Below are 16736 nucleotides of genomic sequence, written 5' to 3' on the forward strand. Positions count from 1 at the left end.
CGTCACCCGTCGCCTCCTCCCATGACGACCACCCCCGCCACGATCAGGCCGATGCCCGCCATGCGCCAGGCCGTGAGTTCTTCACCAAAGACATAGTGGGATGCGATGGCAACCACCAGCATCACCATGGCGGTGAGGGGAAAGCCGAAGCTGAGCGGAATGCGATCGAGGATGACCATCCAGGCCGAGAAGGCCCCGAGATAGCCGAAGACCCCGACGATGACCCAGGGATTGCGCGCTGCCTCCATAAGCCAGGCGAGGCCGAAAGGCAGATGTGCCAGCGCTTCGCCGCCGATCTTGAGGGCAAGCTGCGAGGTGGTCTCGAACGCCAGCAGGAACAGCCACGCAAACAGGGTCTTGCGGTAGCCCGGGCGCATGTCGGTTATCGCGTTGGTCATGCCGCTTCCTTCACGAGATTGGCGATCGCGGGATCGAAACGGTCCAACCGCACGAATTTGGCGACGACTTGCAACAGGGTGTTAATTGCCGGGTTGCGATGGCGGAAATATTGCCAATTGGGTTGCAGCCGGCAGCCCAGCCGCAGCTTGGGGCCGTAGAACGCCTGGCCGCTCTGATAGACGGGGATGCCGCGCTCGATGCAATAGCGGACATTGTGCAGCCAGCTGTTGAAATAGAGACTGAATTTCGGAACGACGGCGTAGTTCATGCCGATATATTTGTCGATCAGGCGGTCCGCCGTCTCGATCACGAAATTGAAGGCAACCAGTTCACTGCCGTGCCAGTAGAGGAAGACGCTGGCCTCCGGGGCCAGGAAACGCAGCAGATGCGGGAAATAGTCCGGCGGCAGATATTCGAATTGGAGGTCGCTGTGGGCGACCGTCTGCTCGTAGAGGGCGGACACTTCGCTGACCACGTCGTCGATAGTACGGCGCTGCTCGACGCGGATATCCTTGAAGGCTTTGAGCTTGCGCCGCATGTCCTTGCGGGTGGCCTTGCTCAGGCTCTCCAGATAGGCGTCGAAACTGGCATAGGGCAGGTCTAGCACGGCCGTCGGCAGGCCGGGCAGGCGGGTGAAGCCGTTCGGCGCAAGCGCGCCGCGCCACAGGCCGTCGTCGCCGGAAGGGGCGTCCTTGATGCCGAGCAGGCCGTAGCGCTTGGCCGCGCTGAATTCCTGCAGCGCAGCGACGATGCGCCTGAGCAGCGCCGGGCGGTCATAGGCCGGCACCTCAGGCGCGAAGCCGAGATGGCAGATCTCGGCAACCGGCGAGCCGAAGGCGATCAGGCGCAGCGACAGCAGGGCCGGCAGCAGGCGATGGATCTGGTTGGTGATCCGCTTCAGGACGCCCTGCAGAGTGGTGTCGAGACGATATTCGGTGCCGAAGACGGGTACGACCGCGATCAGGCGGCCATCGTCGCGGATGGCCGCGTAGTACCAGGTGAAGCCGGGCGGGCCGGCCTCCTCGCAGGCGCGATAGAAGGCCCAGTTTTCCGGGTCGGACGGAAAGCAGCGATTCCACTCCGCGCTGTCGAAGGCGGCGATCGAGTTTTCGACGATGGCGGTGAGCGTCATGATCGTCCTCGAGTGAGCGCCAGGCTCAGGCTGGGCGGGGCAAGCCGGCGAGGCTCGGTACGCTTGAGAAAGCCGATGGAATGATCGATCACCAACTCGCGCTCCTGGTCGAGCGTGATCATGTGGTAGCTGTTCTCCAGCAGGATCTTCTCGACATTGCCGCCGAGATGGGCGGCAAGATAATTGGCATTGCGGATGCTGGTGACGTCATCCTCGCGGGCATGCAGGACCAGGACCGGCATCCGTAAGGCTGGCAGGCGCGGCTTCAGGTCCCGGATGAGATAGAGAAGCTGCGCAAGGCTGCGGCCGGGCATATAGAGCAGCCCCGCCTCTTCGCTGCGGCCGGATTCCATGGCGGCCTGCACGCGGGCCCGCAGCCGGTCGTCCTTGATGCCGTAGGGAAAATTCTCGCGGAAGCGGAAGAAGCGCCCGAGCCCGAACAGGATCGCCGCATGCAAGAGCACGCTGCCGCGCGGCACGCTCCAGCCGTCATAGAACATGGTGGGCGAATAGAGCAGGCAGCCCGCCACCCGGTCGGACCGGTGGGACGCCACCAGCAGGGCCAGCAGAGCGCCCATCGACAGGCCGCCGACGAATACGGCGTCGTGATCCTGGCGGATCCGGTCGAAGGCCTCGAGGGCGCTGGCGAGCCAGTCCTTCCAGCCGGTCGCGGTGAGGTCGGCTTCGCTGCCGCAATGGCCGGCGAGCTGTACGCCGTAGACCGAATAGCCGGCCCGCGCGAGGCCCTTGGCGACCAGTTTCAGCTCGGCCGGCGTTCCGGTCAGCCCGTGGATCAGCAGGATGGCGGTAGGGCCGCCGGCATAGTGAAAGGCATGGGGCTGCGGGGGCGCCGGCAGGTTTGGGACCGCGGGCTTGCCGGTCGGGGGCGTATGGACGTTCATGCCGAGGTCCCCACGATGGCGACGCCTATGGCGATGAGGGCGGTGCCGAGCCAGCGCCGGCGCGATACCGGCTCCTTGAGGATGAAGCGGCTGGCGAGGGCGATGCCGCAATAGGAGAAGCTCGCCAGCGGGAAGGCCAGGCTCAGCGGCATGCGCGACAGCACGAACAGCCAGGCGCCGATCTCGATGGCGTAGGTCGCCACGCCTAGCCAGATCAAGGGCGTGGTCGCGACCTTGAGCCAGACCGGACGGGATGCATCCCCACCCGTGACGCCGTCGAGGCCTGCCTTGAAGCAAAGCTGCCCGACGATGTCGCACAGGATCGTGCCGAAGAGAACGAGGAAGGTGAAACCGTTCATAGGGCAGCCTCGAAGGCAGCAATCAGCCGCTCGTTGGTATGGGCATTGACGGAGAGATCGGGCGAGGCCTCGATGCGCGGCTGGTCGAGCCGGGATTCGATGAGCTTGAAGGGATTGCGGTGGCGGATCGGCGCGTATTCGCCGCAGATATCGGCGCCGACAACGCTGAAATTGGCTGCCAGGCGCCGGATGGCTTCGATCAGGCGTTGCAGCGGCAGTCCGCCCTGGTCCCAGTTGGTCACGGCCTCGGTCGGCGGCAGCACGTCCTTGTCGATGGTGATCCAGATCCGCTCGGTCGGCACGCGCTCCATCAGGGCGCAAAGGAAGCCGCCCCAATCCTGATCCACCAGATTGTGCCAGCGGAGCAACCCGTCGCCGGCGACATGCCCGGCGCCGCTGCGCACGGCCTTGCGGGTTTCCGAGGGAGCATGCCACCAGGGGAAGAGTTCCAGCCGTCCGTTCGACAGCGCCTCCAGATTGGCTCCCTTGCGGTCGGGACGCACGAGATCGTCGCTGCAGGGGCCGATGGTGACGACGCGCTGGACATGCGGCAGAGCGAGCGCCTCGTTGACCCAGGAGCCGCAATGGCGGCGGGGCATGGTCCAGCACCAGTCAGGGTGATTGTCGAAATGCACCACGGTGAGCGGTCCGGGGGCCGAGGCGATGAAACTGGCGGTGAGGTGGTGGAAATCGCCCGAGCCGACCAGCGTCAGCGCCGGCCTCGGCGAGGCGGGGAGGCCGGCCCAGAAACTCTCGAAGGCGGCATAGGCCTGGCGGCGCGCCCACAGGCGCAGGGCCGGGCCGAGAGAGCGCAGGTCATGCAGGACCGCCTGGCCCGACTGCAGGCGCCGGGCGATCGGCCCCTGGCCAGGCAGGCTGCCGTCGAGATCCAGGATCCTGATCGGCATCATGGCAGCACCGGGCCGGACAAGCGGGCCTCGAACAGAACGGCAGGCTTTTCATGGCCGCGGAAGGTTCCATCGCAGGCGTGGGCGGACAGGCCGGACAGCCCCGTGGCGCCGAGGCTTGGCAACCATGCTGCCAGGAGCCGGGTGACCTCGGCGAAGTCTCGGTAAGGCAGGTGCACGATACCATTGGTCCGGCAGTGATCCCGAAGGCCGGCCTTGGCAAGGACGAGATCGACGACACCGGCCGCGCAATAGTCGGAACGGCCGTCGCCGATCAGGATGGTGCTATCCGTCTCCGTGCCGCCGGTGGAGCGCACGGCTTCGCATTTGCAGGTTCCCGCCCTCGAACGACAGGCTGGCGAGGCGTGCGGGCTGAGCATGGCATGACGATCCCCGGCCAGGAACATCAGGCGATTGGCGATAACGGGCAGGTCACCCAGGCCGACGCGTGACAGGATCCGCCGGATGGCATAGTCGAGGCCGTCGCTGACGACGGTCGGCTCGATGTCATGGCCGCGGCAGAAGGCAACGAAACCGACAAAACCCGGATCGATATCGACGGCGTCGAGCAGGCGATCGAGAGCGGGGCGGCTGCAGTGGAGCAGCGCGACCTGGCGGGCCATGCAATCGGCGGAGCCGATCAGGCCCGCCTGCCATTGGGCTTCGATGTCGAGCCAGCCGGGAGCCGCGAAAGCCTCGAGCAGCATGTCAGTCACGTCGCTGGTCGCGATCGTTCCGTCGAAGTCGCAATATATCCGATACGCCATTTCACGATCCGCTGGCAGGAGATTTGCCCCTTCATCGCAAGATGCGTGCCAGTCGGCCTTTGCCCAGGACCGCGAACCGGTCAGCCGGTCTTCAGAGCATGACTCAGTAATCGAAAACAGAGCCCGGAAGAGCCCAGTTTCGTCATGTCCGGGCTTGTCCCGGGCATCGGGATGCCGCCACTTGTCGAGATTGCAGCCTTGGATTGCCGGGGCGAAGCGCGGCAATGGCAAAAGTCGAGTTTCAAGGATTGTCCGGTGGTCTTCTCAGACCGGCATGGAGACTGAGGGCTGGCCGCGGAAATACCGGTCTGTGGATCGGCACACCACCTCGGTTTCCTCGTTTCCTCCAAATTGCGAGCTACAAGTTTTGTAGCTCGCCTCAGGAAATGTCGGGGCGCTGACTGCCCTCGGGTTCGCGCTTGCAGCACGCAATACGCCAAAAGCCCGGGCGACATGCGGGCATTCCCGGTCTTGGCGATCTTGGCACGTTCCTTGCGGTTGGAGGGCAACCGCTCTGTTGGTTGCCCGACCAGGCGACCGAACCAGGAACGTTCAAGATGCGCATTCTGCAATATTCAAAATGGGACTGGGTGCCCGTCGTGCTCGGCACCGTTCATTTCCTCGCCGTGATCGGGCTGTTTCTCGCCTTCCCGCATTTGTCGTGGTGGAGCTTCATCTGCCTGGCACTGATCTATTCGCTGTCGATATCCTGGAATATCAACAGCATATCGCACAACTTCATTCATAATCCGTTCTTTGCCAGCCGGACCTTGAACGTCGTCTTCAGCTTCATGCTGTCGATCACGCTCGGTTTTTCGCAGGCCATGTACAACTTCGTCCATATGCGCCATCACAGCGGCAATATGGACAGGCCCGACGAGGCCGGGAAAACCATCGACTACCTGTCGATCTACAAGCATGGCCACGACGGCAAGCCCGAAAACGTCTGGTCCTATACCTTCCTCAGTTATTTTCGCGATGACCCGGCCGAGATCCTCCGGGCCATGGCAGTCAGGCGCCCGGGCGAGGCCCGGCAGGCCAAGTTCGAACTCGCCGTGATGATCGGCTTCTACCTGGTGCTGGCGCTGCTCGACTGGCGCTTCATCCTCTGCATGCTGCCCTTCAACTATCTGGGCCAGTGCCTGTCCTCCCTCAACGGCTATTATGAGCATTTCGGCGGCGATCCGGAAAAGCCGCTGGCCTGGGGCGTGAGCACCTATGAAAAGGTCTACAACTGGACCTGGATGAACAACGGCTACCACGCCGAGCATCACTACAGGCCCAAGGTCCATTGGACCAAGATGGCGGAGCTGCATCGCACCATTGCTGCCGAGCAGGAAGAGGCCGGCACGCGGGTGATCCGGCCACCCCATCCGCTCGGCTTCCTCGACGCTGATTTCGCCCAGCACTGAGGCGCGCGCCGATCATACGCCCCGCCTTGCCAAAGCCCTCCTCAATCGAGACAATCCCGTGAATTACATCAGCCCCTCCCTCACGCGTACCGCCACCAGCGCCTCCCTGTTCGAAACGGCGCGCCATGTCATTCCCGGCGGCGTGAATTCGACCGCCCGGGCCCAATGGTCCGGCTGGCTGCCTTATCCCTTGTTCGTCGAGAGAGGCGAGGGATCGCGGCTCGTCGATGCCGACGGCAACCACTATATCGATTATCTCCTTGGGCTTGGCCCGATGATCCTGGGGCATCGCCCGCGCAAGGTGACGCGGGCTGTGGTCGATTTCATCGAGCAGCGCGGCACCGTCTTCGCCTTGCCGACGGCCGACGAGGCGGTCCTGGCCGAAAAGATCGTGGCTGCGGTCCCCGGCGTCGAGCAGGTGCGCCTGTGCAATACAGGCACCGAGGCGGTGCTCTATGCCACCCGCCTGGCGCGGGCCTTCACCGGGAAGCGCAAGATCATCCGTTTCGAGGGCATGTATCATGGCTTTTCCGACGGCGTGTATTGGAGCAAGCACCCGCCGATCGACAAGGCAGGGCCCGACCACAGCCCCAAGGCCGTGCCGCAGGGTCCCGGCATGCCGCGCGGCGTGGAAGAGAACCTGATCATCCTGCCCTGGAACGATGCGCAGGCGCTCGCCGATGTTCTGGCCAAGCATGGCGAGGAGATCGCCGGCATCATCACCGAGCCGGTGATGTGCAACACCGGCTGCATCCTGCCCAGGCATGGCTATCTGGAGGCGATGCGCGATCTCGCCACCCGGCATGACGTCGTGCTGATCTTCGACGAGGTCATCACCGGGTTCCGGCTTGGCCTCGGCGGCGCCCAGGCGCGGTTCGGCATCCGGCCAGATCTGTCGGTGTTCGCCAAGGGGCTCGGCGGTGGTTTCCCGGTGGCGGCGCTCGGCGGCAGGAAGGAGATCATGAGCCTCGTCGCCGACGGCACGGTGTCGATGGCGGGCACCTATACGGCCAACGGCATTGCGGTCGCTGCCGCCAATGCGGCGCTGGACGAACTCGGCCAAGACGGGGTCTATGGCCAGCTGGATGCCGTCTCGGACGAGTTGAGGACCGGGCTCGACCTCGTCCTGAAGCAGGCCGGGCTGCCGGCCTACACAGTCGGCGTGGGACCCCTGATGCAGGTGTGGTTCGCCAGCAAGCCGATCCACAATTATCGCGACGCCGAACGTTACGCGGATCAGGGCCTGTTCCGGCGCTGGTTCGAGGGCATGCTGGAGCGCGGCGTGCTCTTCCATCCCGGCGCCTACGAGAACCTGTTCGTATCGACGGCCCATAGCCGCGAGGACATTGCGGCCACGCTGGCGGCCGCCAAGGATGTCGCCGGCGGCCTCGCGCGGACGGTGTGATCTTTCGGGCCGCCCGGTGGCTTGCACCTGGCGGCCTGCTGTCACCCGCGATCGATCATCCCTGCGCGCCGCCATCGAAGACAAGGGAGCGGTGCGCGGATACGCCCGCCATCACGCCCGCAGCCGAAGCCATCGTCGCATTTGCCATCATGCTGGTGACGTCGCCGGCGGCAAAGATACCCTCGATGCTGGTGCGCTTCTGGTCGTCGACGCTGATGAGGGGGCCGAGAGGCCCGTCCTCGATCCGGCAGCCGAGCTGCTCTGCCAGCGGCGACGTCAAATATGTCCGCGGCGCGGTGAAGACGGCCTCAACCGGCACCATCCGGCCATTTGCGGATCGGATGGCCTCGATGGCCGTGCCCGTGCCGAGGATTTCGACGGCCGGGCTGTGTTCGACCTCGATATTGCGGGCGCGGAACAGCGGGAGGAGGTCCTCGTCGGGCTCGAACCGACCCTGGGTGAAATAGACCGTCGGGCCCCAATCCGACACCAGCACGGCCTGATGGGCCGACATCGGATGGTTGGCGATGACGCCGAGGCGGCGATCCGCGACCTCGAAGCCGTGACAATAGGGGCAGCTGAAGATGGAGAGGCCCCAGCGCTCGCGCAGGCCGGCGATCTCCGGCAGTGCATCCCCGACGCCGGTCGCCAGGATCAGCCGCCGGCCGCGTGCGACGCCCTTTTCCTTCAGCTCGACCTCGAAGAACGCCCCGTTCCGGCGGGCCTGCTGGGCCTGGCCAGCGAGGAAGCCGAACGTCGGATAGGCGGAGAGCTGGGAAAGCGCGGTGCCGATGATCTCGCGCGGCGCGCGTCCATCCTGGCCGAGAAAGCCATGGGCGCTCTCCACGAAACGGTTTCGCGGCAGGCCGGCGTCGATGAGCAGCACCCGGCGGCGGGCGCGGGCGAGCTGCATCGCCGCGGAAACGCCGGCAAAACTGCCGCCGATGATGATGACGTCGTGGGGAGGGCGGTCGGCATTATCGAGGAGCGACGCGGTCATTGAAGCACCTTTGAGTCGGCTTGAGAAGCGGTTCTCCGGCAGGTCCGCCAGATACGTATCATTGAAAGTTACATGATAGCTTGGCCGAGGAGGAACGCAACTTTTATTGTTACGAGACCCTATTCCGGGTATCTCTGAAGCGGCGGCCGGTCATCGGCCACGACGCCATGGCCGGATTGGGAAGGCTGGAAGGAAGGAACCGAAATGGCTCGCGACAGCCGGTTGTCACGCATGCTCCATGTGCTGCTTCATATTGATCAGGCCGAACGCGGCCTGACCTCGGACGAGATCGGCCGGATGCTCGACACCAATCCCGTCGTGATCCGCCGCACCATGGCGGGCCTGCGCGAGCAGGGCTATGTGACCTCGGAGAAGGGCCATGGCGGTGGCTGGAAACTCGCCCGGCCTCTCGATCAATTCACTTTGCTCGACGTCTATGCCGCGATCGGCGAACCGCCCATATTCGCTCTCGGCCTCTCCGACGACCACCCGCAATGCCTGGTCGAGCAGGCCGTGAATGTCCGTCTCGACGACGCGCTCGGCGAGGCACGCCAGTTGCTGCTCGATCAGTTTGCCAAGGTGACGCTGGCCGACCTCTCCGCCGATTTCCGGGCACGCTTGGCCGCGCATGGCGAACGCCGGTGCGACGCACAGCGGGAGGAGCGCTAGAACAGCCCGCGGCGCGGACGGGGAGGAGCTCAGTCCATCTCCTCTGTCTCCATCCGCCCCGGCGGGCTGCGGACGAACGTATCCTGCGCGCCCAGCACGCGTCCGTCCTGGGCGCGAAGCTCGAGCCTGCGCACGGGGAGGGCGGTCTTCTTGTCCACCAGCAGCACATGGGATTCGTCCGGCTCGAAGAAGAAATCCTCCCCCCATTGCCGCAGGGCCACCAGCACCAGGAACAGGCCGCGGCCCTTCTCGGTCAGGACATATTCGTGATGGGGGCTGCCATCACTGGCAGGCACCAGATCCATGATGCCGTGGCTCACCAGATTGCGCAGCCGCGCCGCGAGGATGTTCTTGGCCAGACCGAGATTCTTCTGAAATTCGCCGAACCGGCGCAGACCGTCGAAGGCGTCGCGCACGATCAGCAGCGACCACCAGTCGCCGATCGCATCCAGCGGCCGGGCGATCCCGCACAGGGATTGCTGGTGGCTTATCCTCTTGGCCATGGCATTGCGTCCATCATCCTCGTCCACATCGGGGAAGGCTCGCCCGACGAAACAAGCTCCGTCTGTTCCTGCTACCCTTGTCTAAAGCATATGGGTTGCAAATTGAAACCACAAGATTTATCGATCCCATGGTTTCAATCCAAAACCGTGGATACAGGATATTCCCATGATCGAAGCAGAGGCCACCTTCGATGGCACTTTTCCATTCGCCCCGCGTTTCAGCAGCGCCCCCGGCTTTCGCATGCACTATGTCGATGAAGGTCCGGATGACGGCGAGCCCGTCTTGTGCCTGCATGGCGAGCCGACCTGGGGCTATCTCTTCCGCCATCTGGTTCCTGTTCTGAGCCAGACGCATCGCGTGATCGTTCCCGATCACATGGGCTTCGGCAAGAGCGAGACCCCGGAAGGACGCAGCTATTGGCTGCAGGATCACATCGACAATCTCGAGCGCTTCGTCCTGGCGCTCGACCTCGGCAATATCACGCTCGTCATGCACGATTTCGGCGGTCCTGCCGGCATGGGGCTTGCCGCACGGCAGCCGCAGCGGATCCGCAGGATCATCTCGGCCAACGGACCGACACCCTTTGGCCATGCCGGTCTCCCCGAGCGCCTCAGCGCCAATGCGCAGCTATCGCCCTGGTTCCGGTGGATTGTCCAAGCCCATGCAGGCGGCGTACTGAGAAGCGTGCTCGGCCAACTCGGCTTCAACATTCTGAGCACGTTGAAGCTCAACGGCTTCGAGAACAATGCCGTCATCACCGACGCCTGGCTCTCGGCCTATGGCGCGCCCTTTTCGAATCCGGCTGAATGCCTGGGCGCAATCGGTTGGGCGGAGGGTTTTGCCTTGGGCACCCACCAAGTCGAGCAGCCCAGCCCGGCTGCTATCGAGATCATCCGCGACAAGCCGGCTCTGGCGATCTGGGGAGAGGCGGACCGTACGCTCCACGCCGAGCATTTCCTGCCCATGTTCTCCGAACTCTTCCCGCGGGCGCCTATCGAGCGGCTCAAGGGAGTCGGCCATTATTGCTTTGAAGACGCCCCGGACGTCGTTGCCGCCCTGATCCGCGATTTCATTCGCCGGTCGTGAGATCGCTCGGATGTGCCCTGCGGCGACCGTCCTGCTCCCCGGGTGCAGACGCTCTCCGCCGCCCCGCGAAGAAGCCGGAGCTCGCCATATCGAGGCCATGCCGCCAGGCTAAAATGTCGAAATGTTTTCCGAATTCTTAAGATGAAAAGATCTATGTAAGAGTCTGAAAATATACACTCATTGACATTGCCGAGATTGCGCAGGGCGACGATGTCGCCGGGCGCAATCCGCTAGGACAGCGTCAGATGGGTTGTCGCCGATCAAACACCGCCATGAGGAATTCGCCATGCCCGCAGGCCAGTTCAAGCCTTTCCTTCCGTTCCTGCCTGTCGCCATGCTGGCGCTGGCGGCTTGCGCCTCCAATGCCGCGCAGCCAGGGCAGTCTGCGACCTGCGTGGCCGAGGCGGCGCAGCGTCTGGTCGGCCAGCCCAAGCCAACCGACGACGAAGCCAGGAAGCTGACGGGCGCTCCGATCGTGCGCCAGATCAAGCCGGGCCAGGCCGTTACCTTCGATTTTCGCCAGGACCGGGTGACCATCACGACCAACCCCGCTACCGGGCGGGTGGTCAGCGCCGGTTGCGGTTAATGCAGGGGCCCCTTCCATCGCCTCGGACGAGTGTCGATGCAACAACCTGGCTACATCCAGCTCCGACCGTCGCCGCTGGAGCAGCCATAGGGCGGCAGGCGGTCGCCGAAGCGCTTCTGCAGCTGGTAGCAGCCCCATTTGCGCAGGGCCATCGGCATGCGGCTGTTGAGCTCGATGCCGACTTCGTCGAGCGGGTCCTTGGCGGCCGTCACATAGTCGTACCAGCGATAGCCGGCCGTGCCGACGATGGCGATGACGGCCACCACCACGATCATGATGAGTTTTCGCAAGATCAGCATATTCGATACCTCAGGCAGGGCGCATTCGGAGCTGGGGGCATGTCTGCCCCAGTTCCCGTTTCGAGCCTCTTTGCGACTGCGGCCGATTCCGTCAAATCGCAAAAGCTCCAGGGCTTGACGAGGCCCTATAGCGACGAGCGGAATTTCTGCTGAAGCGCCATCACGGCCCGCCCTTTTGCGTTGAAATCGTCGAGGAGCGGCTCCAGGGCCGTCAAAGTCTTCTGATCCTTGGCGGTTATCGTCATGCCAGCGACCTCGAGCCTGTCCTTGTTGCCCGCGATGAAGTCGGACAGCCGCAGGGCGGCAGCGGTCATGTCCCGGACCGGCGGCAGCATCTGCTTGACGTTGTCGGCGACCGCCGTCACGTCCCGCTCATAGGCCTTGTCGAAGACGATCTTGAGATCCTCGGGCTGCTTGAGCTGTCCCTTGGCGGCATCGGCCTTGGCAAGGGCCTGGTCGATGGCACCGCCAAGCTCGTCGATGAGATTCTGCACGGCGACCAGATCCTCGCGCCGCGACGCCAGATCGCTCATCGAACGGATGGAGCCCTTGGCCACGATGGCGCCAAAGCGCTGCTGCAGATTGCCCGGCCCACCGGACGGGCCTGCCGCGAAGTCGGTGATGATGGCGTAGTCCTTGACGTAGGGACCGAAGGCGTCCTTCTGATTGCCGCTCAATTGCGGCACATGGGCGCCGGGCTTGTCGAGAATGCGGGTCTGCAGGAATTCGATGAATTCCTTGCGCTGGCTGGGCTCCTGGTCACCGCAGGCGGAAAGGGCAAGGCAGAGCAGGATCCCCAGAAGCAGGACAGGACGGGCGAACAAGTTCATACTATCGATTCCAGGTAATTTGAATGGAGTGATTAGATAAGGATCTCTATATAGAGCATTGAAATCATGTAGATTTATAATTTTCTTAAGGCGACACGGGAAGAGGCGAAGAAGGAAAACGGAAGGAAAGGCGGGGCAGGTCTACCTAGCATGCCAGATCGTCCGTTCAAGCCCGATGCGCTACCAGGTCAGTCTGGAAATTCCGGCGGCCGGCGCAGTCCGGGGCTCGACATTCCCGGCATTGTTCATTGAAGACGAACATATTGAGGCTTCCATGCGCGACGAACCCGCGGCGCCCTTGCTTTCTTCGACCGTTTCTACGCCTGTCGCGTATTTCCTGCGCGAAATCTGGCAGGCCGTCGGCGGTGACGCAGCGCATCTCAGCCACCTTGCGATAGAAGGTACCGGCGCTCTACCGTCCACATTTCACGTGACCGATCTCGCCGGCGCGGCGGTGGGGGCCGCCAGCCTTGCCATCGCCGAACTGGCATCGCTGCAACAGGGCAAATTCCCCGCCGTGCAAGTCGACCGGCGGCTGGCCTCGTTCTGGTTCCTCACCTCGCTACGGCCGCAGGGCTGGTCGATGCCGCCGCAATGGGATGTGGTGGCCGGCGATTATCGGGCGGCGGATGGCTGGATCCGGCTGCACACGAATGCCCCGCATCACCGCGATGCGGCCCTGGCTGTGCTCAAGACGCCCATTGACCGGGAGGCGGTGGCTGCGGCCGTGGAGCAATGGCAGGCAGAGGCCCTCGAGACGGCCATCGTGGCCAAGAATGGCTGTGCTGCCGCCATGCGCACGCTCGACCAATGGGCCGATCATGCGCAGGGGCGAACCGTCAATGCCGAACCGCTGCTGCACCGCAGCAGCAGCGCCGGCGGTCATCGATCGCACGTGCTGCCGTTGCCGGGCCGACCCTTGCAGGGCGTCCGGGTGCTGGACCTGACACGCATCCTTGCCGGTCCCGTTGCGACGCGCTTCCTCGCGGGTTTCGGAGCCGAGGTGCTGCGCATCGATCCTCCCGGGTGGGAGGAGCCGGCCACCGTGCCGGAGGTGGTGCTTGGCAAACGCTGTGCCCGGCTCGACCTGAGGAATTCCGACGATCTCCATGTGCTGGAACGACTGCTCGCACAAGCGGACGTGTTCGTTCACGGCTATCGGCCTGATGCCCTGACCCGCCTCGGGCTCGATTCCGCGCGCCGCCGCCAACTCAATCCGGGGCTGATCGATGTCTGCCTGGACGCCTATGGCTGGAGCGGCCCCTGGCATGGGCGGCGGGGCTATGACAGCCTGATCCAGATGAGCACGGGGATCGCCGAAGCCGGCATGCGGGCGGCGGGGCGCGATCGTCCGACACCACTGCCCGGACAGGCGATCGACCATGCCACGGGCTATCTCCTCGCCGCGGCGGCCATTCGGGGGCTGGTGGAACGGTTGCAGACGGGGCGGGGATACGAAATACGTGGATCTCTGGCGCGAACCGCTCATCTTTTAGTTTCAACTAGAAACCAAGTGCGTGAAGCGGAGGCATTGGCACCTGAGCAACCCTCCGATTGGTCGGCTTCCATCGAGCAGACCGGCTGGGGGCCGGCCCGCCGCCTTCGTCCGCCGGTTGCGATTGCGGACATTCCCATGAGATGGGATTTGGCCGCTCCGAAACTGGGATCGTCAGCTGCCGCCTGGCTGGCAGGTTGAAGCCTTACGCATTATCGGCAGCAACGCTTCCCTCGAGTGACCAGGGAATGTCGGTCTCGCGATCGATATTCCTTGGCTATTCCGCCAAATGCAAAACGCTTCAGGACTTGGCCAGGGAAGCACGTTTTTGGGCCGGATGGTTCCAATAGGTCGTCTGGCCTCGATAGGCCGAGACCCCGGCAATGGCCGTGGTCACGAGGGCGACCGCAAGTGTCGCCACGATACAGGTGGCTAAGCAATGCTGGTGCCGGGCAATCCCCCGGCCGGCCTTTCCGGATCGGTTTTTTCCCTCGATGAGGTCCAGCAACGTCTCTTTCCGCACCAAGATTTCGCCCTCGAAATGTCGACATGACGTAACGAAAAGCCAGGACGCTGGAGGGCTCGTCAGTGCGATTTCGCACATCGCGATCTTCGTCCGGCCGTGATGGCTGGAAAGGCGGTCGAGAGCGGGCTGCTGGTGACGTTATGACACAGCCCTGAGCCGGGAAGTTCGGGACCTGGGCGCGATGGGCCGGGTTCGATGGCGCAACCCTCAGAAGCCCTTGCCGCCAGTCCCCGATATGGCGGCAGGCGGTTCTCTGTCAGGAATCCGAGTTATCGCCGGCGGAGAACCTCGCACATCGCGAAAGAACGGTTGGCGGGACGCAGCGGCGCTTTGGCTGCAGTTCGAGAAGCTAGCGTGGCCCTCGTGCAATTCGACGGGAGAATGCCGGTCCCGAAGCGCGATCAAGAGGTGCAATGATCCTGCAGGAGTTCCGGCTTTACGACTTGGCGTGGGGAGAAGGAGCGATATTTCGTATTTCGTCGCATCTGGCGGTTTGCCAAGCACCGTCGAGGGTGTAATGCTGCCCGCGTTCCACGACTCGCAAACAACATACATTCCCGAATGAAGCCCCCGTCCAAGCCTTTCTTCGTCGAGGTCAGGCGTTCGCGATCGATTCCGGCCCAGGCCTCTCCACCCCCGCGACCGACGTCGTCCTGGGAGGATGCACCTGAGCCTGCCGGTGCGCGATCCAAGGCCTGGCAACATGCTGAGCAGTTCTTTCAGCCTCGAGCCGCCGACTCGGCGCCGGAGGCCGAACGCCCGGTATCCGCTCCTGTGGAGCCCGCGCCCGTTCCTGTCCAGGCAGCGCTTGAACGGAAGGGCAGGGCTGTCGCTTCAGGACAGGCCGAAGCGCGCGACGAGGAGGGTGACAAGGCTGTCGCCAAGAATATCGCTAAGCGCAGCCGGAAGGTGGCGAAAGCCGCGGTGCCCGAGCCGGATGAGGCGAAAATCGTTCCGGTAAAGAAGGCGCGCAACAAGAAGGTATTGCCCGAAAAGCGTCTTTCCGTGCAGTCGCAGTCGGCACCTTACGCGGAGTTTCTGAACGGTCAGGAGCCGTCGCTCTCTTCCAGCCAGCCCGAGAAAGCGAGGGCAGCCTCGCGTAGCAGGACGGCTGACGCTTCGACCGCGTTTCTGGATGCTGCCTCCGCCGGGGATGCGACGGAAGAGCCTGGGCGCAAGCCCCTGTCGGCACGGGCCGCCCGTTCCGCAGCCAAGCCTGGGGAACGCTGGACGTGCCGGTTGCGGCATGTACGCCGCAATCTCGGCTCGGGCCGTCCTGGACAGTTGCGTCCGTAGCTTCGCCTGCAAGGCCTCAAGCACGTCATCTGTCGACCGGTGCAGTTGATGCCATTCATCAGCCTGCTAGGCTGCGCAACGGGTTAGGAATACGGCTCGTCGGCGTGGGGGAGGATGGTGGATACGGAACAAGGCATTCTCAAGGTCTCCATTGCCGCCACTCTTTTCGTTGCTCTTTTCGGCGTGCTGTTCGGTCTTCTTTCCGGCTCCTTCTCCATCGTGTTCGACGGCGTATATGCGTTGCTCGATGCCAGCATGAGCGGCCTCGCGCTTGTGGTGGCCCGTTTGATCGCCGCCAATTCGTCCCCTGCCACCGCCGTGGGAAAGTTGCATGAGCGTTTCACCATGGGCTTTTGGCATCTGGAGCCGATGGTTCTCGGCCTCAACGGTGCCATGCTCATCGGGGCGGCCATCTATGCGATGATCAATGCCATCGGCAGCCTGATGGTCGGCGGCAGAGACCTCGAATTCGGATATGCCATTCTCTATGCCGCCGTGGCCCTGGCGGCCTGCATCGCCATGGCGGTGATCGAAACCCGCGTGAACCGGACCATACGCTCCGATTTCGTGGCGCTCGATGCCAAGGCCTGGATCATGTCGGCTTCGATCACCGGCGCGCTTCTTCTTGCTTTCTGCATCGGCCATGCCATCGAGGGTACGCGCATCGACTGGCTTACGCCCTATGTCGACCCCGTGGTTCTGCTTCTCCTCTGTCTGGTCATCGTCCCTCTGCCGATTTCGACCGTAAGGCAGGCCCTGTCCGAAATCCTTCTAGTGACGCCAGCCTCCCTCAAGGACCATGTCGACGCCGTTGCCAGGACCTTCGTCGCCAAATACGGCTTCCTGACCCACAAAGCCTATGTCGCAAAAGTCGGCCGGGGTCGCCAGATCGAACTCTATTTCATCGTGCCGCCCGGTCGGCCTGCCATGCGCCTGGAAGAATGGGACCGGATTCGCGACGAAATCGGCGAAGCGATCGGTGGCGAGAGCCGGGATCGCTGGCTGACCATCGCCTTCACCACCGATGTCGAGTGGGCGGTGTAAGACCACGAGAACGGTAGGTCCATGTGGCTGACATGAACATCCACGATTATCGATTTGTATCAATAATTTAAGTTTATAGTTTGATGCTCTGGACTAGGAAATAGTTGGCCGATTTGC

Annotated in this window: 19 protein-coding genes; 8 read left to right on the forward strand and 11 right to left on the reverse strand. The window is 63.7% G+C overall.

What is annotated here, in order from left to right; all coding sequences use genetic code 11:
- Positions 1-2 precede the first annotated feature (2 nt).
- Genes J8I29_RS13065 through J8I29_RS13090 form a run of 6 tightly spaced genes read right to left on the reverse strand, consistent with a single transcriptional unit; the run spans position 3 to position 4467 of the window.
- On the reverse strand, positions 3-398 hold the full coding sequence (locus tag J8I29_RS13065) for an EamA family transporter (protein WP_209431974.1): 396 nt from the start codon (positions 396-398) through the stop codon (positions 3-5).
- Positions 395-1531: a GNAT family N-acetyltransferase gene (locus tag J8I29_RS13070; protein ID WP_209431975.1), complete on the reverse strand. Its 1137-nt coding sequence runs from the start codon at positions 1529-1531 to the stop codon at positions 395-397. Before J8I29_RS13070 ends, J8I29_RS13065 begins: the two co-directional genes overlap by 4 nt.
- Positions 1528-2433: an alpha/beta fold hydrolase gene (locus tag J8I29_RS13075; RefSeq protein ID WP_105860378.1), complete on the reverse strand. Its 906-nt coding sequence runs from the start codon at positions 2431-2433 to the stop codon at positions 1528-1530. The genes J8I29_RS13070 and J8I29_RS13075 overlap by 4 nt, the downstream gene beginning before the upstream one ends.
- Entirely contained in the window at positions 2430-2792 is a 363-nt protein-coding gene (locus J8I29_RS13080; protein ID WP_105860379.1) for an EamA family transporter, read from the reverse strand. The genes J8I29_RS13075 and J8I29_RS13080 overlap by 4 nt, the downstream gene beginning before the upstream one ends.
- The gene (locus J8I29_RS13085; protein WP_209431976.1) at positions 2789-3703 is read right to left on the reverse strand and encodes an arginase family protein; all 915 of its coding nucleotides are present in this window, start codon (positions 3701-3703) and stop codon (positions 2789-2791) included. Before J8I29_RS13085 ends, J8I29_RS13080 begins: the two co-directional genes overlap by 4 nt.
- Positions 3700-4467 (reverse strand): MtnX-like HAD-IB family phosphatase, encoded by a 768-nt coding sequence (locus J8I29_RS13090; protein ID WP_209431977.1) that lies wholly within the window; start codon positions 4465-4467, stop codon positions 3700-3702. Before J8I29_RS13090 ends, J8I29_RS13085 begins: the two co-directional genes overlap by 4 nt.
- A 557-nt stretch (positions 4468-5024) precedes the next feature.
- On the opposite strand from J8I29_RS13090, the gene J8I29_RS13095 reads away from it, so the two are divergent.
- Both J8I29_RS13095 and J8I29_RS13100 read left to right on the forward strand, forming a co-directional pair.
- Complete coding sequence (locus J8I29_RS13095) at positions 5025-5879, forward strand: fatty acid desaturase (protein ID WP_209431978.1); 855 nt, start codon at positions 5025-5027, stop codon at positions 5877-5879.
- A 58-nt stretch (positions 5880-5937) separates the two neighbouring features.
- On the forward strand, positions 5938-7284 hold the full coding sequence (locus tag J8I29_RS13100) for a glutamate-1-semialdehyde 2,1-aminomutase (RefSeq protein WP_209431979.1): 1347 nt from the start codon (positions 5938-5940) through the stop codon (positions 7282-7284).
- Between the two features lie 55 nt (positions 7285-7339).
- Here J8I29_RS13100 and J8I29_RS13105 read toward each other — a convergent pair whose 3' ends face one another.
- Complete coding sequence (locus J8I29_RS13105; protein WP_209431980.1) at positions 7340-8284, reverse strand: NAD(P)/FAD-dependent oxidoreductase; 945 nt, start codon at positions 8282-8284, stop codon at positions 7340-7342.
- A 204-nt stretch (positions 8285-8488) separates the two neighbouring features.
- Between J8I29_RS13105 and J8I29_RS13110 the strand changes: the two genes are divergently transcribed.
- On the forward strand, positions 8489-8953 hold the full coding sequence (locus tag J8I29_RS13110; protein ID WP_105860384.1) for an Rrf2 family transcriptional regulator: 465 nt from the start codon (positions 8489-8491) through the stop codon (positions 8951-8953).
- 29 nt (positions 8954-8982) lie between these two features.
- On the opposite strand, the gene J8I29_RS13115 is transcribed toward J8I29_RS13110, so the two are convergent.
- On the reverse strand, positions 8983-9456 hold the full coding sequence (locus J8I29_RS13115; protein ID WP_105860658.1) for a helix-turn-helix domain-containing protein: 474 nt from the start codon (positions 9454-9456) through the stop codon (positions 8983-8985).
- Between the two features lie 166 nt (positions 9457-9622).
- Between J8I29_RS13115 and J8I29_RS13120 the strand changes: the two genes are divergently transcribed.
- Positions 9623-10543, forward strand: a complete 921-nt coding sequence (locus J8I29_RS13120; protein ID WP_209431981.1) for an alpha/beta fold hydrolase — start codon at positions 9623-9625, stop codon at positions 10541-10543.
- 286 nt (positions 10544-10829) lie between these two features.
- Positions 10830-11129, forward strand: coding sequence for an I78 family peptidase inhibitor (locus J8I29_RS13125; RefSeq protein WP_105860659.1), 300 nt, complete (start codon positions 10830-10832; stop codon positions 11127-11129).
- Positions 11130-11179: 50 nt separating this feature from the next.
- Here J8I29_RS13125 and J8I29_RS13130 read toward each other — a convergent pair whose 3' ends face one another.
- The gene (locus J8I29_RS13130; RefSeq protein WP_245196957.1) at positions 11180-11428 is read right to left on the reverse strand and encodes a hypothetical protein; all 249 of its coding nucleotides are present in this window, start codon (positions 11426-11428) and stop codon (positions 11180-11182) included.
- A 125-nt stretch (positions 11429-11553) separates the two neighbouring features.
- Complete coding sequence (locus J8I29_RS13135) at positions 11554-12258, reverse strand: DUF3053 family protein (protein ID WP_209431982.1); 705 nt, start codon at positions 12256-12258, stop codon at positions 11554-11556.
- A gap of 175 nt (positions 12259-12433) precedes the next feature.
- Here J8I29_RS13135 and J8I29_RS13140 point away from each other — a divergent pair, with 175 nt between their 5' ends.
- Entirely contained in the window at positions 12434-13954 is a 1521-nt protein-coding gene (locus J8I29_RS13140) for a CoA transferase (protein WP_245196959.1), read from the forward strand.
- A 100-nt stretch (positions 13955-14054) separates the two neighbouring features.
- Here J8I29_RS13140 and J8I29_RS13145 read toward each other — a convergent pair whose 3' ends face one another.
- A complete protein-coding gene (locus tag J8I29_RS13145) occupies positions 14055-14261 on the reverse strand; it encodes a hypothetical protein (RefSeq protein ID WP_209431983.1) in 207 nt (68 codons plus the stop codon).
- Between the two features lie 792 nt (positions 14262-15053).
- Between J8I29_RS13145 and J8I29_RS13150 the strand changes: the two genes are divergently transcribed.
- Positions 15054-15575, forward strand: a complete 522-nt coding sequence (locus J8I29_RS13150) for a hypothetical protein (protein WP_209431984.1) — start codon at positions 15054-15056, stop codon at positions 15573-15575.
- A 117-nt stretch (positions 15576-15692) separates the two neighbouring features.
- Positions 15693-16619: a cation transporter gene (locus J8I29_RS13155; protein ID WP_209431985.1), complete on the forward strand. Its 927-nt coding sequence runs from the start codon at positions 15693-15695 to the stop codon at positions 16617-16619.
- The last annotated feature ends 117 nt before the right edge of the window (positions 16620-16736 follow it).

The sequence above is a fragment of the Labrys sp. LIt4 genome (genome assembly GCF_017813775.1).
Classification (GTDB): Bacteria; Pseudomonadota; Alphaproteobacteria; order Rhizobiales; family Labraceae; genus Labrys; species Labrys okinawensis_A.